We start from the raw sequence: 19,514 nt of genomic DNA, 5'->3' as shown, positions 1-19,514 counted from the left end.
CTGCACCGGCCCGCGGACGCCCGTCCCCCGTTATGCGGTGGGGACGGGCGTCCGTGCGTCGCGGCCGTCGTGACCGTTGCTGTCCTGGTCCTGGTCCTGGTCGTGGTCGCGGCGGTGGCGGTGGCGGTGGCGCAGCCGTACGAGGGCCCCGTACAGCAGCAGCGCGACGGCGAGGCCGCCGCCCGCGCCGAAGCAGACCGTCGGGATGATGTCGAGCGGACTGTCGATCCGGTCGAAGAACGTGAAGAAGCGGACCACCCGCATCGTGACCCCGGCCGCGACGCACACCGTCACCAGTGCGAGCGCGCCCCGCACTTCGGCGCGGGTCAGCACCGGGACGGACGCGGGGGCCGGGGCCGGCGGCAGCCGCCGCAGCGCGGTCGCCGTGAACCACACCAGCGCCACGGCCGCCACCGCCGAACTGCCGTACTGGAGGTAGGAGTACAGCGGCAGCCCGAAGGCGAGCGGCTCGCCGAGGTCCGGCAGGAGCTGCGTCCCCCAGCGGTCCAGGTGCGTGAAGCTGTCCCACACCACGTGCGTGAGCGAGCCGGCCACCGCCGAGAGGTAGAACCAGAGCGCGAGCGGCAGGAGCCGGCGGCCCCGCCAGTGCTCGCCGCGCACGAACGCGTGCACCCGGCCCCGCCAGCCGGCCGGCAGGAGCGCGATCAGCGGTTCGCGCAGCAACAGCCAGCAGGCCACGAGGGCGGCGGTGAGCGCCGCGTCCGCGGTCAGGACACCGGGCAGGGAGTGCGTGAACGTCCCGTACCCCATGACGCCGGAGACCACCGCGTCGGCGAAGTAGAAGGTGTCCGGCGCGAACGATCCGAGGACCAGGGCCGAGGCGACGAGCGGCCCGCGTGCGCGTCCGGTGCGGCGGACGGCCGGAAGTACGGCGGCCGCATGGCTGAGAGTGAACGGCACGGCGCCTCTCCTCGGGGGGTCGGGGACCGCCGGGAGCCCCCGGCGCGGGTTCCTTACTTCGGGCCAATGCCCATGAAGGGTCTGGACAGTATGCGTGACCTGGGCAGGGACGTGGGGATGTGGTGAAATCCCCGTCACGGTGCGTGCCGTGTGCAGGGAGTTGGCATAAGGTCGCGCGGACGTCGAGGGGGAGGGGTCCGGCTCATGTCGGCTCGAATATTCGGACGCAGGCTGCGCCGGGGCGCCATGGCCGCCCTCGCCTCCGCGCTGGTGGTCGCCGCGGTGACCGCGTCCCAGGGTCCGGGCGCCGGGAGCGCCGGGCGGACGGACACGGCGGGGAAGGGCAGCCCGCAGCCCCTTCCCGCGGCAGAATCCGGAGGCGACTCCTCCTACTTCACCGAACTGCCGCCGCTGATCAGCCCCGAGCCGCCGGCCGTCCTGCTGCCCGAGGACGGGCAGCAGCAGCCGCCGGACGCGGCGGACCCGGCGCAGGCGCAGCAGCCGCAGGCCGGGACGGGAGCGCAGGCCGAGCAGGTGGTCACCGGCGCGGGCGAGGGCGCGCAGGGGATACCGGCGAGCGTGCTCGCGGCGTACCGGCGGGCGGAGGCGACGGTGGGGGAGAGCGACCCGGGCTGCGGGCTGCGCTGGCAACTGCTCGCGGCGATCGGCAAGGTGGAGTCCGGGCAGGCGCGCGGCGGCCGGGTGGACGGGGCGGGGACCACGCTGCGGCCGATCCTGGGACCGGTGCTCGACGGCAACGGCTTCGCGAACATCTCCGACACGGACGGCGGGGCCTACGACGGGGACGGCCGCTACGACCGGGCGGTCGGGCCGATGCAGTTCATCCCCTCCACGTGGGCGGCTTGGGGGCAGGACGCGGACGGCGACGGCCGGCGCAACCCGAACAACGTGTACGACGCGGCGCTGGCGGCCGGACGGTACCTGTGCGCGGGCGACCGGGACCTGCGGCGGGACGCCGACCTGGACCGGGCGGTGCTCTCGTACAACCGGTCCACGGCTTACCTGCGGACGGTGCGGTCCTGGTTCACGTACTACCTGAAGGGGACGCACGAGGTCCCGGACGGTGCGGGCGCGGGCGCGGGTACCGGGGCGGGCGTGCCCGCGGTGAGCCCGCCGAAGCAGGAGCCCAAGCCGGACCCGAAGCCGAAGCCGGACCCGAAGCCGGAGCCCACGCCGGACCCGAAGCCCAGCCCTACGCCGGACCCGAAGCCGAGCCCGACGCCTGAGCCGACGCCTACACCGACTCCCACGCCGACGCCGACACCTGAGCCAACTCCTACCCCTGAGCCGACTCCCACGCCCACGCGGACGCCTGAGCCGACTCCCACCCCGACGCCGACGCCGACCCCTGAGCCGACGCCGACGCCGACTCCCACCCCGACCCCGACTCCCACCCCGACGCCGACCCCCACCCCCAAGCCGACCCCGACCGCGAGTTCCGCGCCCAGCCCGAAGCCCAGCCCCTCCGCCAGTGCCCGGCCCACGCCCTCGGCCTCCGGAGCGGCGGCCCCCGGCCCGGTGCAGGGTCCGGCCGAAGCCCCGTAGGCGCGCGGTCCGGTCCGGTCCGTCAGCCGTAGCACCACGGTGCGGAGGGCGACTTCAGGCACGGGTCCGGAGGCGGCGGGGTGTCCTCGCGGTGCTGGTAGGAGGCGCCGCCGAGGATCACCACCACCGTCCCCATCGCCATGAGGGCCTGCGTCACGGCGGTCACCCCTTCGCCGCGGTGGGACGCGCCCAGGCTCGCCCAGGTCATCAGGACCGCCAGGCACCCCGCGGCCACCAGGTAGCCCCAGACCGGATGGCCCTCGTCCGTCGAGGGGCCGAAGCTCAGCCCGGAGAGCACCCACAGGAAGAAGACCGTGGCCAGGGCGAGGAGTTCGCCCACGATCAGGAAGGCGGCCCGGGCGACGTCCGCGCCCGGGCCCCGGTGTTCCCGCGGGCCGGCAGGCGCAGGTGAGGTGTCCATGCCCACCACCCTGCCCTCGGGAGCCCGCCCGGGCATGAGTACCCGTACTCAGGGCCGACGCTGCGCGGCCCGCGCCGCCGCCGCCCGTGAAACTGCAGGCCCAGACGGTTCTCATCTCGCCTCCGCGTTGCTACGGTGCCTCCGCCCTGACGCCCTATCAGATTCCGGAGGCCCGGCATGCGCGCAGCCATCGCCGCCGCCGGCGGGCTCGTCCTCGCGGTGCTCCTCGTCCTCGCCGTCACGGCGTTCGGGGCGCCCGAAGGCAAGACCTCGCCCAAGCCGTTGCTCACCACCGCGCCCGCCGCGCCCGGAAAGTAGAGGAGGGCCCGGCCATGCGACGCAGAGCGAGCCTTGTCCTGCTGGCCCTCGCCGTGTTCTGCGCGGCCCTCGCGCCGCTGCTGCGCTGGTACGCGTACCCGCGGCTCGCGAAGATCCCGCCGAACCAGTACCAGGAGATGGTCCTGGAGGCGAAGGACGCCACCCTCATCGACTACAACGACGGCATGAAGCCCAAGAAGGTCGACAAGGTCACGATCGTCCAGACCCTCAAGGGCAACGTGGAGGCGTCGAAGGAGATCGAGGCCGACGCGGGCAAGGACGTCGTCGTCTGGGACACGCTGTCGTACATCATCGGGCCGGACGGGAAGATGGTCTCCCAGATCCCCGAGCGCTACATCTTCGACGCCCACACCCAGGACCCGGTGCACGCCACCGGCGAGATGGTCGACGGGGACCCCGTCAAGCGCGAGGGCATCGAGTTCAAGTGGCCGTTCTTCACCGAGCCCCGCGACTACCTCTACTTCGACGCGCAGACCCGCTCCTCCTCGCCGATCCACTACGTCGGCCCGCGCACCTACCGGGGGATGGAGGTCTACTACTTCGAGCAGACCGTCCCGTGGACCAAGGTCCCCATGCCCAAGAAGATGCCGATCGAGGGCATCGACCCGGCGACGATCGAACAGACCACCGGCACCAGCCTCTGGTACACGGTCAAGGCGATGTTCTGGGTCGACCCGGTGACCGGGGCGCCCGTCAACGCCGAGCAGCAGATCCAGCAGGAGATGCGCGGCGGCATCGCGGCGGGCGGCCCCGACGGGAAGCTCACCGCCTTCGCGGGCCACGTCAAGATGCGCGCCGACTACGCCGACCACACCTTCGACCTGGTCTCCGCGAACCGTACGAAGGTCCTCGCCCTGCACACCTACGCCCCGGCGGGCCTCGCCGCCGGCGGGCTGCTGTTCCTCGGGCTGGCTCTGTGGCTGGAGGCCCGGGGCCGCAGGCCGCGGGAGGTCCCGGAGGAGGGGCTCAGCGCCTGAGCCGGGCGTTGGTGTGCCGGGTGGGCTCGGCGGTGGCCGGGTCCTCCGGCCAGGGGTGCTTGGGGTAGCGGCCGCGCAGCTCGGCCCGGACGGCCCGGTAGCCGCCCTGCCAGAAGGAGGCGAGGTCGGCGGTGACCGCGGCGGGCCGCCCGGCGGGCGACAGCAGGTGCACCAGGACGGGCACGCCCGCGACCCGGGGGGTCTCGGCCAGCCCGAACAGCTCCTGGACCTTCACGGCGAGCACCGGCTGGTCCGCCGTGTAGTCCACCCGGATGCGGGAACCGCTGGGCACCTCGATCCGTTCGGGCGCCAGCTCGTCCAGCCGGGCGGCCTCTCCGGTGGCCCACGGCAGCAGCCGGTTCAGGGCCTGACCGGCATCGATGCGGCCGAGGTCCGCGCGGCGCCGGGCCCGTGACAGCTCGGGCTCCAGCCAGTCGTCGGCGCGCTCCAGCAGGGCGGCGTCGTCCGCCACGTCGGGCCAGCCGCCGCCGAGCGTCCGGTGCAGGAAGCCCAGCCGGGCCCGCAGCCCCGCGGCGTCCTGGGTCCAGCGCAGCAGGCCGAGCCCCTCCTGGCGCAGGCCCGCCAGCAGTGCCTCGCGGGTCCGGCCGGGAGCGGGATCGCGCAGCGGGCGCACCGACAGCTCGATCGCGCCGAGCCGCTCGACGGAGCGGGCCACCACGTCGCCGTCCTCCCAGCGCACCTCCTCGCCGCCGCTCAGCAGGTGCCCGGAGGCCGTACGGGCGGTCTCCTCGTCGACGACGGCGGCGAGCCGTACCCGGGCGGACGCGGAGTGCGCGGCCCGGTCGGCGACGGCGACGGCCAGCCAGGGCGCGCTGCGCAGGGCCGACCCGTCGCCGAGTTCGGCCCCGGTGCCGGAGGCCATGAGGAACGCCCCCGCGCCCCGGGCCTTCGCGACCCGCTCGGGGAACGCCAGGGCGGCGACGAGCCCGGCGGCCGCGTCGTCGGCGAGCGCGCGGGAGCGGGCCGGGGCGGACCCGGGGCCCGAGGGGCCCGCCGGACTCGCAGGGTCCGCCGGGCTCGCAGCGTCCGCCGGGTCCTGGGCGGACCGCTCCAGGCGGCGGACCTCCGCGCGCCAGCGTGCCGCGTAGCCGTCCGCACCCCGGCGGGCCGCCCGCCAGGCCGCGGCCAGGTCGTCCCCGTACTCGCGCGGCGGCTCCTCGCTCAGCAGGGCCACCACCTCGGCCGCCCGCCGGGCCCCGAGGGCCGCGGTCCCGTCGAGCAGGGCGCGGGCCAGCCGGGGGTGCAGCCCCAGGCGGGACATCCGCAGGCCGCGCGGGGTCGGGCGGCCCGCCGCGTCCACGGCGCCGACGGTGATCAGCACCTCCCGCGCCGCGGCCATCGCGCCGGCGGGCGGCGGGTCCAGCAGGGCCAGCCCGGCCGCGTCGGGATCGCCCCAGCAGGCGGACTGGAGGGCGAACTGCGCCAGGTCGGCGAGGCGGATCTCCGGCGCGGGGAAGGAGGGGAGCCGCAGGTCCTCGGCCTCGGCCCAGCAGCGGTACACCGTGCCCGGCGCCTCGCGCCCGGCCCTGCCCGCCCGCTGGCGCCCGGCCGCGCGGGAGGCCCGTACGGTCGCCAGCGCGCCCAGCCCGCGGGCATGGTCGACCCGGGGTTCGCGGGCCAGCCCCGAGTCCACGACCACGCGCACCCCGGGCACCGTCAGGCTCGACTCGGCCACCGCGGTGGAGAGGATCACGCGGCGGTGCGCCGCGGCGGTCAGCGCCGCGTCCTGCACGGCCGCCGACGCCCGGCCGTGGACCTGGAGCACCTCGGCGTCCACGCCGCCGAGCTGCCCGGCGACCCGGGCGATCTCCCCGACGCCGGGCAGGAAGCACAGGACGTCGCCCTCGCGCTCCGCCAGGGCCCGCCGCACCACCGAGGCCACGTGCGTCAGCTGCGCCGGGTCCACCCGCATCCCGTGCGGGGGCCGCACCGGCCTGGCCGGGGGAGCCCACACGGTCTCCACCGGGTACGCGACCCCGGCGGCCTCCACCACCGGCGCGCCGCCCAGCAGCCGGGACCAGCCGGCCGCGTCGGTCGTCGCCGAGGCCGCGACCAGGCGCAGCTCCGGCCGCAGGGTCTCCCGTACGTCCAGGAGGAAGGCGGCGACGGTGTCGGCGTCCAGATGCCGCTCGTGGCACTCGTCCAGGACGACCACGTCGACGCCGGACAGTTCCTGGTCGCGCTGGAGCCGCTGGAGCAGCACACCGGTGGTGACCACCTCCACCAGCGTGCCCGGGCCCACCACCCGTTCGCCGCGCACGGTGAAGCCCACCCGTTTGCCGGGCTGCTCGCCCAGCAGCCAGGCCATCCGCCGGGCTGCCGCCCGGGCGGCGATCCGGCGGGGCTCGGCGACGACCACCCGGCGCCGCGGGCCCCCGCCCGCCAGCCCGGCCAGGACCAGCGGGACCAGGGTGGTCTTGCCGGTGCCGGGAGGGGCGCAGAGCACGGCCGTGCCGTGGCCGTCGAGCGCTGCGAGGAGCGCGGGCACGGCCTCCCGTACGGGAAGGGCGGCGAGGGCGGCGCTGCGGTCGGGGGGCGGCGCGGAGGTCAAGGGAGTCAGTCCCTCTCGCACACGAAGATCGCGGTGCCCGGGATCAGGTTGCCGCGCAGCGGGGACCAGCCGCCCCACTCCTGGCTGTTCCACTCGGGCCATTGCGGTTCGACCAGGTCGAGGAGGCGGAAGCCGCCCGCGACCACGTCGCGGACCCGGTCGCCGATCGTGCGGTGGTGCTCGACGTAGACGGCGTTGCCGTCCTCGTCCTGTTCCACGTACGGGGTCCGGTCGAAGTAGGAGGCGGCGACCGACAGCCCCTCGGGGCCGGGTTCGTCGGGGAACGCCCAGCGGATCGGGTGGGTGACGGAGAAGACCCAGCGGCCGCCGGGGCGCAGGACGCGGCGGACCTCGCGCATCACGTTCACCGGATCGGCGACGAAGGGGACGGCGCCGTAGGCGGAGCAGGCGAGGTCGAAGGAGGCGTCGCGGAAGGGGAGCCTTCCGGCGTCGGCCTCGACCAGGGGCACGTCGTCGCCGATGCGCAGGGCGTGCTGGAGCTGGCGGTGGGAGAGGTCCAGGGCGACCGGGCGTGCGCCCTGGGCGGCCAGCCAGCGCGAGCACTGGGCGGCGCCGGCGCCGATCTCCAGGACGTCCTTGCCCTTGAGGGAGGCGGCGGGGCCCAGGAGGGCGGCCTGCGCCTCGTCGAGTCCCTCCGGGCCCCAGACGAAGCGGTCGTCGCCCAGGAAGGCCCCGTGCTCGCTCTGGTACTCGTCGGCGTTGCGGTCCCACCAGCCCCGGCTGGCCCGACTGCTCTCCGCTTCCCCCGCGTCACGGCGGGTGGCCTCGGCGTCGTCCGGGGCGTCGCCGTCCGCTCCGTGCGCGTCTTGGGGGGCGTAGGACTCTTGGTTCATGGGGCCCGTCGTCGTAGTCTGCGAATACGGCAGGAAGGGCCATCAGGGCCTCCCCGCCGAAGAATTGTGCCGGTTATCCGGCGATCCGCCCGGGGTGTGCGCCTTCGCGCATTGACCCTGTCCGGCTGCCCCCGTATGCTACAAGTTGCGCTGCGAGCCTGTGCTCCTCAGACCTAGCAGGCTGCGCTTGCATCTGTTGATGTCCCCTCGGTTTTCGAGGCCCCGCCGCTCATCTTGCGGATCGGGGGCCTCCTTGGCTGTCCGGTCTTCGGTGGATGCCGATAAGGGCTCCCGGCGTAGCAGTACCTACGACTTTCTGTCCGTAACCGGAGCCCTTTCCCACATGACGAGCAGCACCGAGACCACCGCCACCACTCCGCAGGTTGCGGTCAACGACATCGGCGACGCGGACGCGTTCCTCGCGGCGATCGACGAGACGATCAAGTACTTCAACGATGGCGACATCGTCGACGGCGTCATCGTCAAGGTTGACCGGGACGAGGTTCTCCTCGACATCGGTTACAAGACCGAAGGCGTCATCCCCAGCCGCGAGCTCTCGATCAAGCACGACGTCGACCCGAACGAGGTCGTCAAGGTCGGCGACGAGATCGAGGCCCTGGTTCTCCAGAAGGAGGACAAGGAAGGCCGCCTGATCCTCTCGAAGAAGCGCGCTCAGTACGAGCGTGCCTGGGGCACCATCGAGAAGATCAAGGAAGAAGACGGCATCGTCACCGGTACCGTCATCGAGGTCGTCAAGGGTGGTCTCATCCTCGACATCGGCCTCCGCGGCTTCCTGCCGGCCTCTCTCGTCGAGATGCGTCGCGTCCGCGACCTCCAGCCCTACGTGGGCAAGGAGCTCGAGGCGAAGATCATCGAGCTGGACAAGAACCGCAACAACGTGGTCCTGTCCCGCCGCGCCTGGCTCGAGCAGACCCAGTCCGAGGTTCGCCAGACGTTCCTCACCACCCTGCAGAAGGGTCAGGTCCGCTCCGGCGTCGTTTCCTCGATCGTCAACTTCGGTGCCTTCGTGGACCTGGGCGGCGTCGACGGTCTCGTCCACGTCTCCGAGCTGTCCTGGAAGCACATCGACCACCCGTCCGAGGTTGTCGAGGTCGGCCAGGAAGTCACCGTCGAGGTCCTCGACGTCGACATGGACCGCGAGCGCGTCTCCCTGTCGCTGAAGGCGACGCAGGAAGACCCGTGGCAGCAGTTCGCCCGGACGCACCAGATCGGTCAGGTCGTCCCGGGTAAGGTCACCAAGCTGGTTCCGTTCGGTGCGTTCGTCCGCGTGGACGAGGGCATCGAGGGTCTGGTCCACATCTCCGAGCTGGCCGAGCGCCACGTGGAGATCCCGGAGCAGGTCGTCCAGGTCAACGACGAGATCTTCGTCAAGGTCATCGACATCGACCTCGAGCGTCGCCGGATCTCGCTGTCGCTGAAGCAGGCCAACGAGTCCTTCGGTGCCGACCCGGCCTCGGTCGAGTTCGACCCGACGCTGTACGGCATGGCCGCGTCGTACGACGACCAGGGGAACTACATCTACCCCGAGGGCTTCGACCCCGAGACCAACGACTGGCTCGAGGGCTTCGACAAGCAGCGCGAGGCCTGGGAGACCCAGTACGCCGAGGCGCAGCAGCGCTTCGAGCAGCACCAGGCGCAGGTCATCAAGAGCCGCGAGGCCGACGAGGCCGCTGCCGCCGAGGGTGCTGCCGCCCCGGCCGCCAGTGGCAACGCCGGTGCGGGCATCTCGGGTGGTTCGTACTCCTCGGAGTCGGACGAGACCTCCGGCGCCCTGGCGTCGGACGAGGCCCTGGCCGCGCTCCGCGAGAAGCTGGCCGGCGGCCAGAGCTGATCGCAGCGCATCACACCCCGGTGTGAGCTGAGCTGAGCTGAACGTGAGGCCCGTCCCCTTCGGGGGGCGGGCCTCACTGCTGTCTCCCGGCCGCCTCCCGGCTGTCTTCCGGTTGCCGCACTGCTTGTCTCCCGCGCGCTCTCCCCGCGCTCTTCCGCGTTGCCGTCCCGTGTTGCTTTCCTGTGAAAGGGGCCAACTGGGGAATGGCGCAGCAGCCTTGGACGTTCTTGGCAGGGAACGCGGCGAGGAGGAGTGGTTGACGGTGCTTGATCCACAGGGTTTGTACGAATGGGACGCCAAGGGCCTGGCGGTGGCCGACCTGGCGCTGGCCCAGGACTCGGCCGGTCTGGTCATGCTCTACCACTTCGAGGGGTACATCGACGCAGGTGAGGCCGGGGAGCAGATCGTGGAGCGGCTCCTGGACACCCTGCCGCACCAGGTGGTGGCCCGCTTCGACGCGGACCGCCTCGTGGACTACCGGGCCCGGCGCCCGCTGCTCACCTTCCAGCGCGACCACTGGACGGAGTTCGAGGAGCCCCGGCTGGAGGTGCGCCTCGTCCAGGACGCCACCGGCGCCCCCTTCCTGCTGTTCTCCGGCCCCGAGCCGGACGTGGAGTGGGAGCGGTTCTCCGTCGCCGTCCGGCAGATAGTCGAGCGGCTCGGCGTGCGGCTCTCGGTCAACTTCCACGGCATCCCGATGGGCGTCCCGCACACCCGGCCCGTCGGGATCACCCCGCACGGCAACCGCACCGACCTCATGCCGGGGCACCGCAGCCCCTTCGACGAGGCCCAGGTGCCCGGCAGCGCCGAATCGCTGGTGGAGTTCCGCCTCGGCCAGGCCGGCCACGACGTCCTGGGCGTCGCCGCCCACGTACCGCACTACGTGGCCCGCTCCGCGTACCCCGACGCCGCGCTGACGGTGCTCGAAGCCATCACGGCGGCGACCGGGCTGGTCCTGCCGGCCGTGGCGCACGCGCTGCGCACCGAGGCGCACCGCACGCAGACGGAGATCGACCGGCAGATCCGCGAGGGCGACGACGAGCTGGTCACCCTGGTGCAGGGCCTGGAGCACCAGTACGACGCGGCGGCCGGAGCCGAGACCCGCGGCAACATGATCGCCGAACCGGCCGAGATCCCCTCGGCGGACGAGATCGGCCGCGAGTTCGAGCGGTTCCTGGCGGAGCGCGAGGGCGAGAACTGACACAGGGGGTTCCGGTGACCCCTTCCGGTGGCGGCACTAGGCTGCGGGCATGCTGAAAGTGGGCCTGACGGGCGGAATCGGTGCCGGCAAGAGCGAGGTCTCGCGGCTGCTGGCGGGGTACGGGGCGGTCGTCGTCGACGCCGACCGGATCGCACGGGAGGTCGTCGAGCCCGGAACCCCCGGGCTCGCGGCCGTCGTCGCGGCCTTCGGGCCGGACGTGCTGACCGCCGAAGGCACCCTGGACCGGCCCAAGCTGGGGTCGATCGTCTTCGCCGACCCGGCGAAGCTCCGGACGCTCAACGCGATCGTGCACCCGCTGGTCGGGGCCCGGTCCGCCGAGCTGGAGGCCGCCGCGGGCCCCGGAGCCATCGTGGTGCACGACGTACCGCTGCTCGCCGAGAACGGACTGGCCCCGCTCTACGACCTGGTGGTCGTGGTGGACGCGGCCCCGCAGACCCAGCTGACCCGGCTGACGGCGCTGCGCGGGATGGCCGAGGAGGAGGCGCGGGCCCGGATGGCCGCGCAGGCCACGCGCGAGCAGCGGCTGGCCGTGGCCACCCTCGTGATCGACAACGACGGGCCCCTGGAGGCCCTGGAGCCCCAGGTGCGCAAGGTGTGGGCGGAGCTCACCGAGCGGGCCCGGGCAGCCGGGGCGGACACCGGGGGTGCCGGGGCCTGACGCCCGCCCCGTGACGTGCTCATGGAATAGGGGACGGGCCCCGGGGCGTTGAACGCGCCCGTAGAGGGAAGGATCAGACCGTGTCCGACACCACGCCGCAGCCTCCGCCGTCCTCGCCCGTGCCGTCCGGCCCGGCGAGCCCGGAGACGCACGTCATCGACTACCGGGCCGCCGAGCAGCTGCTCGCCGCCCGCGACCCGCGCGGCGCCGTCAAACTGCTCGACTCGGTGATAGCCGCCCACCCGGAGAACACCGCGGCCCGGCTGCTGCGCGCGCGGGCCTTCTTCGCCGCTGCGCAACTGCGCCCGGCCGAGCTGGAGTTCGAGCTGGTGCTGGAACGGGAGCCGGACAACGCCTTCGCCCACTTCGCACTGGCCCGCACCCACCAGCGCTCCGGCAGGCCCGCGCAGGCGCGCAAACACTTCCGGCTGGCCGCCGCCCTCGACCCGCAGCCCGAGTACCTGGAAGCGGCCCGCTTCGAGGAGTAGGCGGACCGAGCGGCAGGGTCGTTCGCGCGGCGGGCCGTCAGCCGCGCGATGGCTTGTCTGCGCGCCCGTCCGCGGGCCCGTCCGGAGGCTCGTAGGGCGGGACATCGGGGCCCGGCTGGTAGTGGGGCCCCTGGCCGAGGTGCCGGAGCACCACGAACAGGTCCGTGGCCGCCAGCAGTGCCAGTACCCCGCAGGCCGCCGCCCACCCGGGACGGCCGGCCACGGAGAATGCGGCCGTCCCGGCGGCGGCCCAGACCAGCCCCCACAGACTCAGCCAGAACCGCAGCCGCAGCGGGCTGCGGGCGGTCACCGGCTCGTTCCCGGAACGCATCACTCTCGCCTCGGATCGTGCGGAGGTCCCTCGTCCCATGGTCCCACCGGGACCGCCCGTACGCGGCGGATCAGGGGTTGAGCTTGTTCACGGCCTTGGTCGTCGTCTTCTTGAACGCGCCGACCGGAGCGTGCGACAGGTTGCCCATCTCACCCCACTGCACGACGGTCACGGTCGCCCCGTCCCGGCCGATGCCGAAGAGGTGCACGCTCGGCTCGGACTCGGGGATGGAGACGTGCACCCCGTAGACGTGCGCACCCTCCTCGACGGCCACCTTCCCGTAGTCCTGCCAGGAAGCCGTCCCGCCCGGGGTCGTCCGCAGCCAGTCGGCGGCGCAGGCCGCGACCTTGCGCTCCAGCGTGCCGGCGAGCTTGGCCGCCGCAGAGGCCGACGCGGACCGTACGGAGACCTGAACGGCGCCGGTGTCGAATTCGGTGCCGAACTGGCGGTGCCAGCTGCCCGCCGCCGGAAGCACACCGTCCAGGCAGAACGGCGCGAACTCGGGCAGGCCCTTGGTGACGTCACCGGCGAACCACGGGGAGCTGGCGTGCGGCGGCAGGTCGGTCCCGATGAGGAACCCCGGCGCGGTGGCCGCTGTGGCGGTGGTCGAGGCGGTGAGGACGAGGGCGGCGGCCGCCGCGAGGACGGTGGAGGCGAAAGTGGCGGCGGTACCCGTACGTCGGAACATGGTCGGTGTCTCCCGTTTCAACATGACGCGCCTCAACCCGGCGCGCCGTCAGTGCGGATGCTGATGCCAACAGCCTTTCCCCGGGCCGGGGTGTCGGACGACGGATCGCGGCGGATTCGGGACACTGGAACGGCCGTACGTGCTGTCACCTGGGGGAACACCCCCTGCATGGAACGCAGTCGTGGGACGGGGGGAACGCCGTGGGTGTGGGAGTGGGCGTGGGGGAGGACGGAAGCGTGGGAGAGGACGCGGGGGCGGGCGAGGGCGAGGCGCAGCGGTTCGCCCGGCTGATGCGGGAGCTCAAGGAACGTGCCGGGCTGAGCTACGGGGTGCTGGCGCGCAAGCTGCACACGAGCACCTCGACGCTGCACCGCTACTGCAACGGCGAGGCCGTGCCGACGGAGTTCGCCGTCGTGGACCGCTTCGCGCGGCTCTGCGGTGCGCGGCCGGCCGAGGCGGTGGAGCTGCACCGGGCGTGGCTGCTGGCGGACGCCCGGCGGCGGGCGGTGGCAAGGGCCGCGCCGGTGCCGGTGCCGCTGCCGGTGGTCGTTCCGGAGTCGGAGCCGGAGCCGGAGCCGGAGCCGGATCGGGAGGCGGAGCCGGTTCCTGTGCCGGAGGCGGCGCCCGCGGTGGAGGCGCCGTCCGTTGCTCAGGCCGCCGGGGTCCCGGAGCCGGAAGCGGAGCCGGAACCGGCTGAGGCTGCCGAGGTCGGACGGGTGGACGTACCGGAGCCGGTCCGGCCGCGCTGGTACCGGCGGCGGGGAGCCGCCGTGGCCGTCGCCGGGGCCGCGGCGGGTGCGGTGGCTGTGGCGGTGCTGACCGCGGCCCTGCCGGACCGGGGGACGCCCTCGGCCGGAGCGGGCCCGGCCGCCTCCGCGCCGCCCTCGGCTCCGTCCCGGGCGGCGACGGACACCGCAGCACCGCAGCCGACGGCCCCCGAATCCGGGGCGGTCTCCGCCCCGCCCTCCGGCCCGGCCACGGTTCCTGCCGCGCCCCAGGGCTCGGCCGCCGGCTCCGCCCCCGCGCAGGGTCCCGCGCCCTCGGGCGGCACGGGGCCCGGTACGGCCCCCGCCGCGGGCGCGCCGCTCAGGGCCGCGGTCCGCCCGCACGTGTGGGCCTCGGGCTGCGACCACGCCTACCTCGCCGCACAGGGCCCCGGGGCCCTGCCCCCGCCGCCGGTGGAGGCGGACGCGGCCGCCTGGGCGTCCTCGCAGCGGGCGGTGCACGCCGGGACGCAGATCGTGGAGGTCACCCTGCACGGCACGGGCCCGGGCGCCGTGGTCCTGGAGGACCTGGAGGTGAGGGTGAGCGCGCGCCGGACCCCGCTGCCCTGGAACGTCTACCAGATGTCCCAGGGCTGCGGCGGGGCCCTCACCCCGGCCAAGTTCACGGTGAACCTGGACGCGCCGCGCCCGCTGGCCCGCCCCGTCGCGGGGAACGACTCCGGGAGCGCCCTGCCCGCCCCCGCCTTCCCGCTGCGGGTCTCGGCGTCCGAACCGGTGGTGCTGCGGATCGAGGCCGCCACCGAGGGCTGCGACTGCGACTGGTCCCTCGACCTGCGCTGGACCGGACCGTCCGGGTCCGGCACCCTCCGGGTCGACGACAACGGCCGGCCGCTGCGCACGAGCGCCACCAAGGGCCGGCCCGTCTACGGCTACGCCACGGAACAGGGACGCTGGGCACGCTGACCACCGGTGCCGCGGCAAGGACAGCGGCCGGAGAGGATACGTGCAGGTCAGCTGTGTTGTCAGTGCCCGGACCTAGACTCGGTGCACAGGAGATCCGCATCGACCGGGGGAGGGGGACCGCATGACAGCGCAGCCGCATGCCCGAGCGCAGCCGCACGCGCCGGCGGCCGACACCGCCCGTGCGCTGCTGCGCCATGCCGCCGTCTTCCTGCCCGCCGCCGTCCCCCGCGAGGGACGGGTCGCCTTCTGGTCGCCCGAGGGGGACGCGCTGCCCGAGGGGGAAGCGCTGCCCGAGGAGGGCAGAGCTGCGCCGCTCACCGTCGTACGCCCGCACGGAGAGGGGGTCCGCAGCCGGACCGTGCCCGCCGTGAGCTTCTCCGTGGCCGCCGCCCTGCCCCTGCTGGTACGGGCTCCCCGCAGCCCCGCCGCACACCCCGCGACCCGCGCCTGGGGCACCGCCGCCGCCCAGGCGCTCGCCCTGGTGGCCCGCGGCAGGCTGCTCCCCGGCCTGACCCCCGAGGGCATCGACGCCTGGCGTGCCGGACCGCTCGACGCCGCCGATGTCGGCCACCTCCGCGCGGTGGCCGCAGCGATGCCCCACGAGGGGTACGCCACGCCCCTGGCCGGCCGCCGCCCGCTCCAGCTGCCCGAACCGGAGGCCCTGCTCCGCGCCTTCCTCGACGCCGTCGCCGACACCCTGCCCCGCACCCCGGCCGCCGCGGTGGCCGCCGGACAGCCCTTCGCCGCGCAGCAGGCGCAGAAGGTGCCCGGGATACGGGACTGGGCCGCGCAGGTCGCGGCCGGCGCCGACACCGGCGTGGGGATCTCGCTGCGGCTCGACCTGTCCTCCTTCGGCCTCTTCGACCGGGACGAGGAGGACGACGGCCCCGGGGCGGAGGTCCGGCGTGCCGGGGCCGCCGTCGTCCAGGTGCACAGCCTCGCCGATCCCACCCTGGTCACCGATGCGGGGCTGCTGTGGGCCGGTGCGGCCGCCGCCGGCTTCGGCCCCCGGGCCCGTATCGATGCCGTGCTCGCGCTGCGCCGGGCCGCGCGGGTCTGGCCGCCCCTGCTGCGGCTGCTGGACCAGCCCGTGCCCGATGCGCTGGCCCTGTCCGATCCGGAGCTCGAAGACCTGCTGGGCTCCGCCGCGAACCGGCTGGCCGCCGCCGGGGTCCTGGTCCACTGGCCGCGCGAGCTGGCCCGTACGCTCTCCGCGGCCGCCGTCGTGCGCTCCACCGCGCCCGGGTCCGCCACCGACGGCACCGCCTTCTTCGATGCCGACCACCTCTTCGCCTTCTCCTGGGAACTCGCCCTGGGCGGTGACCGCCTCACCCCGGGGGAGATGGACGCCCTGGCGCAGGCGCACCGGCCCGTGGTGCGGCTGCGGGACCAGTGGGTGCGGGTGGATCCCGAGCTGGTGCGCAAGGCCCGCAAGCGGGAGCTGGGCCTCCTGGACCCGGTGGACGCGCTGGCCGTCGCCCTGTCGGGCACGGCCGAGGTCGACGGGGAGCCGGTCGAGGCCGTCCCGGTGGGCGCGCTGGCCGCGCTGCGCGAACGGCTGACGGGGGAGCTGGCTCCGCTTCCGCAGCCGGCCGGGCTGAAGGCCACCCTGCGCGACTACCAGGCCCGCGGCCTGGCCTGGCTGGACCTGATGACCTCGCTCGGGCTCGGCGGCTGCCTCGCCGACGACATGGGCCTGGGCAAGACCGTCACGCTGATCGCCCTGCACCTGCACCGCGACCGCGCCGAGCCCACACTCGTGGTGTGCCCCGCGTCCCTGCTGGGCAACTGGCAGCGGGAGATCGAGAAGTTCGCGCCGGGGGTAGCGGTGCGCCGCTTCCACGGCGGCGCCCGCAGCCTGGACGGGCTGGCGGGGGGCTTCGTCCTCACCACGTACGGCACGATGCGCGCCAGTGCCCCCCGGCTGGCCGAGCAGGCCTGGGGCATGGTCGTCGCCGATGAGGCGCAGCACGTCAAGAACCCGCACTCGGCGACCGCGAAGGCGCTGCGCACGATCCCGTCGCCCGCCCGGGTGGCGCTGACCGGCACCCCGGTGGAGAACAACCTCTCCGAGCTGTGGGCGCTGCTCGACTGGACCACGCCCGGGCTGCTGGGTCCGCTCACCGCCTTCCGGGCCCGGCACGCCCGCCCGGTGGAGCACCAGCAGGAGGAGGACGGGGGCAATGAGGCGGCGGTGGCCCGGCTGGCCGCCCTGGTGCGGCCGTTCCTGCTGCGCCGCAAGAAGTCCGACCCCGGGATCGCGCCCGAACTCCCGCCCAAGACGGAGACGGATCATCCGGTCTCTCTCACGCGCGAGCAGGCCTCGCTCTACCAGGCCGCGGTGGACGAGGCGATGGCCGTGATCGGGGCGAGCGAGGGCATCGAGCGGCGCGGCATGATCATGAAACTGCTGGCCTCGCTCAAGCAGATCTGCAACCACCCCGCCCAGTACCTGAAGGAGGAGCAGCCCCGGATCCCGCACCGCTCGGGCAAGCTGGCCCTGCTGGACGAGCTCCTGGACACGATCCTGGCCGAGGACGGCTCGGTGCTGGTCTTCACCCAGTACGTGACGATGGCCCGCCTCATCGAGCAGCACCTGTCGGCCAGGGGCATCTCCCACCAGCTGTTGCACGGCGGGACGCCGGTGCCGCGCCGCGAGGAGCTCGTGGACCGCTTCCAGGCGGGCGAGGTGCCCGTCTTCCTGCTGTCGCTGAAGGCGGCGGGCACCGGGCTGAACCTCACCCGGGCCGGACACGTCATCCACTTCGACCGCTGGTGGAACCCGGCCGTGGAGGAGCAGGCCACCGACCGCGCCTACCGGATCGGCCAGACCCAGCCGGTGCAGGTGCACCGGATCATCGCCGAGGGCACCGTCGAGGACCGGATCGCCGAGATGCTGGAGGCGAAGCGGGCACTGGCCGATGCGGTGCTCGGCTCCGGCGAGGCGGCGCTGACCGAACTGACCGACCGGGAGCTCGCCGATCTCGTCTCCCTGCGGAGGCCCGCGTGATCACCGCCAAGGACGACCGCCGCCGCACCTTCGAGACCGTGCCCGCCGGGGCGCAGGCGGTGAGCTGGTGGGGCCGGGCCTGGGTGTCGGCGCTGGAGCAGGTCGCGCGTGACCCGGCGCGGCTGGCCCGCGGCCGTACGTACGCGGACGGGGGCCAAGTCGATGCGGTCACCGTCACCCCGGGCCGGATCGTGGCGTACGTACGGGGCAGCCGTCCCCGCCCCTACCGCACCGAACTGGTCCTGCCCGCCTTCCCGGACGCGCAGTGGAGCGAGCTCCTGGAGACGGTCGCCGCCGATCCCGCGGCGCTCGCCGCCCTGCTGGAGCGGGAGGTCCCGCAGAGCCTCGCGGATTCGGTCCTGCCGGGTGTCGGCGAGCTCGTCCCGCGCTGCTCCTGCCCGGACGTGGCGCGTCCGCCCTGCAAGCACGCCGCCGCCCTGTGCTACCGGGCGGCCCGGCTGCTGGACGAGGACCCGTTCGTCCTGCTGCTGGTGCGCGGCCGCGGGGAGCGGGAACTGCTGGAGGACCTCACCCGCCGCAACGCCGCCCACGCCGCGCGCGAACGGCCCGACGCCACACCGGACTTCCCCGGAGTCCCGGCCCGCGAGGCGCTGGCTCGGCGCGGGCTGCCGCTGCCGCCCGCGCCCCTCGCCGCGCCCGCCGCGCCGGGCCTCCCTCCCGCGTACCCGGCCGACCCGGCGGCCCCGGACCCGCTGGCACTGGACCAGCTCGCCTGCGACGCGGCGGCCCGCGCCCACGCCCTGCTGGCCACCGCCGAGGACCCGATCGCCGGGCTCGGCCTCTGGCAGGACGCCGTCCGGCTGGCCTCCGCGCACGCCACGGCCGGCCTGACGGGAGCCGCCCGCATCCTCTACCGCGACCTGGCCCGCGCCACCGGCCGCAGCACCACCGACCTGGCCCGCGCCGCCGCGGCCTGGCGTCAGGGCGGCCGCCCGGCCCTCGCTGCCCTGGAGGAGCCCTGGGACCCCCCGGCGGGCCCCTTCGACCGGGCCCGCCCGCTGCTCCTGGCCGCCGCCCAGGGCTCCTTCCGCCCCGAGCGCAACCGGCTGACGGCCGCCACCCGCCAGCTCCGTCTCGGCCGCGACGCCCTCTGGTACGCCTACGAGTCCCGCCCGGGCGACGAGGACTGGTGGCCCACGGGCCGGCCCTCACCGGACCCGCTCACGGCACTGCGGGGCTGATCCCGGCCGCCCACCGGCCGAGGGTGGTGAAGTCGCGGGTGCGCAGGCCGTGGCGCGGGTGGATGCGCAGGAGCAGGGCGGGCGACGGGTGGTGGGCCGCGACCCAGGCCCGGTCGAGGGGGGTGATCATGTCGTCGACCCAGGCGAAGGGGCGGCCGGCGGCCCATTCGACGAGGGGGCGGGTCTTCCAGGAGAGGCCCTCGGGGTCGCGGGCGAAGAGTTCCGGCCAGTCGATGACAGGAAGATCGCCGGGAAGTCCGATGTGCGGGGCGATCATCGTGTTGGCCTGGTGGGTCCAGGCGGTGGCCCAGGTGAGCTCGAAGGGCAGGGCCTGCAAGCGGGCCCCGTGGGAGGGGTGCAGGCGCACCCGCGCGCCGCGCCGGGCCTTGCGGGAGTCGGGGTCGCGGTAGGAGAGCCACACGTCCGGGCGCATCCGGTGGCTCGTGTACCCGCGCAGACCGGCGGACAGGGACCGGAACGGGTTCAGGGGGCCGTCCACATCGAGGAGGAGCAGCGGGCGAACAGTCATGAAATAGGCATTACCCAGTACACGATGGGGTGAAATGCCTAACGGCCCTATAACCCGAACGGGTTCAGGGCGTTGTCTCCGGTACGGGTGCCATGCCCGTGTACCTCTCCGGAAGGCAGGAAAACTGATGCGTCACAGTCGTCGAAATGGCTTGATCGCGGCGGTGGTTGCGGGAGGCGGTCTGACGGTCGTGGGC

17 protein-coding genes are annotated in these 19,514 nt (G+C 74.4%); 10 read left to right on the top strand and 7 right to left on the bottom strand.

The genetic code is table 11. The annotated features are described in order from the left end of the window. Positions 1–30 precede the first annotated feature (30 nt). Positions 31–921, bottom strand: a complete 891-nt coding sequence (locus IO30_RS0130225) for a DUF4184 family protein (protein WP_107065205.1) — start codon at positions 919–921, stop codon at positions 31–33. Between the two features lie 204 nt (positions 922–1,125). On the opposite strand from IO30_RS0130225, the gene IO30_RS41235 reads away from it, so the two are divergent. Then, positions 1,126–2,487, top strand: coding sequence for a lytic transglycosylase domain-containing protein (locus IO30_RS41235; protein WP_051902671.1), 1,362 nt, complete (start codon positions 1,126–1,128; stop codon positions 2,485–2,487). Between the two features lie 22 nt (positions 2,488–2,509). Here the strand turns inward: IO30_RS41235 and IO30_RS0130215 are convergent, their stop codons facing one another. After that, positions 2,510–2,908, bottom strand: coding sequence for a DUF6234 family protein (locus IO30_RS0130215; RefSeq protein WP_031148193.1), 399 nt, complete (start codon positions 2,906–2,908; stop codon positions 2,510–2,512). A 177-nt stretch (positions 2,909–3,085) separates the two neighbouring features. Between IO30_RS0130215 and IO30_RS44950 the strand changes: the two genes are divergently transcribed. Beyond that, the gene (locus tag IO30_RS44950) at positions 3,086–3,226 is read left to right on the top strand and encodes an SPW_0924 family protein (RefSeq protein ID WP_107065204.1); all 141 of its coding nucleotides are present in this window, start codon (positions 3,086–3,088) and stop codon (positions 3,224–3,226) included. A 14-nt stretch (positions 3,227–3,240) separates the two neighbouring features. Then, positions 3,241–4,224 carry a cell envelope lipid trafficking protein PgfA gene (pgfA, locus tag IO30_RS0130205; protein ID WP_031148192.1) on the top strand — a complete coding sequence of 328 codons (984 nt, stop codon included), beginning with the start codon at positions 3,241–3,243 and terminating at the stop codon, positions 4,222–4,224. Here pgfA and hrpB read toward each other — a convergent pair. Continuing rightward, positions 4,214–6,898, bottom strand: a complete 2,685-nt coding sequence (gene hrpB, locus IO30_RS0130200) for an ATP-dependent helicase HrpB (RefSeq protein ID WP_078904861.1) — start codon at positions 6,896–6,898, stop codon at positions 4,214–4,216. The two genes, pgfA and hrpB, sit on opposite strands and share 11 nt — an antisense overlap. Next, positions 6,802–7,650 (bottom strand): class I SAM-dependent methyltransferase, encoded by an 849-nt coding sequence (locus tag IO30_RS0130195; RefSeq protein WP_031148190.1) that lies wholly within the window; start codon positions 7,648–7,650, stop codon positions 6,802–6,804. Before IO30_RS0130195 ends, hrpB begins: the two co-directional genes overlap by 97 nt. A 343-nt stretch (positions 7,651–7,993) precedes the next feature. Here IO30_RS0130195 and rpsA point away from each other — a divergent pair, with 343 nt between their 5' ends. The 4 genes from rpsA (at position 7,994) to IO30_RS0130175 (ending at position 11,870) form a co-directional block, all read left to right on the top strand. Further along, the gene (rpsA, locus tag IO30_RS0130190; protein WP_031148189.1) at positions 7,994–9,502 is read left to right on the top strand and encodes a 30S ribosomal protein S1; all 1,509 of its coding nucleotides are present in this window, start codon (positions 7,994–7,996) and stop codon (positions 9,500–9,502) included. Positions 9,503–9,764: 262 nt separating this feature from the next. Then, on the top strand, positions 9,765–10,703 hold the full coding sequence (locus tag IO30_RS0130185; RefSeq protein ID WP_037895666.1) for a PAC2 family protein: 939 nt from the start codon (positions 9,765–9,767) through the stop codon (positions 10,701–10,703). A gap of 49 nt (positions 10,704–10,752) precedes the next feature. Next, positions 10,753–11,382 carry a dephospho-CoA kinase gene (gene coaE, locus IO30_RS0130180; protein WP_031148187.1) on the top strand — a complete coding sequence of 210 codons (630 nt, stop codon included), beginning with the start codon at positions 10,753–10,755 and terminating at the stop codon, positions 11,380–11,382. A gap of 80 nt (positions 11,383–11,462) precedes the next feature. Then, positions 11,463–11,870: a tetratricopeptide repeat protein gene (locus IO30_RS0130175; RefSeq protein ID WP_199921113.1), complete on the top strand. Its 408-nt coding sequence runs from the start codon at positions 11,463–11,465 to the stop codon at positions 11,868–11,870. A 37-nt stretch (positions 11,871–11,907) separates the two neighbouring features. On the opposite strand, the gene IO30_RS0130170 is transcribed toward IO30_RS0130175, so the two are convergent. Both IO30_RS0130170 and IO30_RS0130165 read right to left on the bottom strand, forming a co-directional pair. Further along, entirely contained in the window at positions 11,908–12,201 is a 294-nt protein-coding gene (locus tag IO30_RS0130170; RefSeq protein WP_037895664.1) for a DUF6343 family protein, read from the bottom strand. 70 nt (positions 12,202–12,271) lie between these two features. Then, positions 12,272–12,889 (bottom strand): hypothetical protein, encoded by a 618-nt coding sequence (locus IO30_RS0130165; RefSeq protein WP_031148184.1) that lies wholly within the window; start codon positions 12,887–12,889, stop codon positions 12,272–12,274. A gap of 236 nt (positions 12,890–13,125) precedes the next feature. On the opposite strand from IO30_RS0130165, the gene IO30_RS47755 reads away from it, so the two are divergent. From IO30_RS47755 to IO30_RS0130150, 3 genes are all read left to right on the top strand, one after another. Continuing rightward, positions 13,126–14,577: a helix-turn-helix domain-containing protein gene (locus IO30_RS47755; RefSeq protein WP_031148183.1), complete on the top strand. Its 1,452-nt coding sequence runs from the start codon at positions 13,126–13,128 to the stop codon at positions 14,575–14,577. A gap of 121 nt (positions 14,578–14,698) precedes the next feature. Beyond that, positions 14,699–17,587, top strand: coding sequence for a DEAD/DEAH box helicase (locus tag IO30_RS0130155; protein ID WP_051902668.1), 2,889 nt, complete (start codon positions 14,699–14,701; stop codon positions 17,585–17,587). After that, positions 17,584–18,789: an SWIM zinc finger family protein gene (locus IO30_RS0130150; protein WP_031148181.1), complete on the top strand. Its 1,206-nt coding sequence runs from the start codon at positions 17,584–17,586 to the stop codon at positions 18,787–18,789. The genes IO30_RS0130155 and IO30_RS0130150 overlap by 4 nt, the downstream gene beginning before the upstream one ends. Here IO30_RS0130150 and IO30_RS0130145 read toward each other — a convergent pair. Continuing rightward, the gene (locus IO30_RS0130145) at positions 18,770–19,318 is read right to left on the bottom strand and encodes a hypothetical protein (protein WP_031148179.1); all 549 of its coding nucleotides are present in this window, start codon (positions 19,316–19,318) and stop codon (positions 18,770–18,772) included. The genes IO30_RS0130150 and IO30_RS0130145 overlap by 20 nt on opposite strands. Positions 19,319–19,514: the final 196 nt, after the last annotated feature.

The sequence above is a fragment of the Streptomyces xanthophaeus genome (assembly GCF_000725805.1).
Taxonomy (GTDB): domain Bacteria; phylum Actinomycetota; class Actinomycetes; order Streptomycetales; family Streptomycetaceae; genus Streptomyces; species Streptomyces xanthophaeus.
Note: the sequence above shows the minus strand (reverse complement) of the source record. Positions and strands in the feature narration are given on the sequence as shown.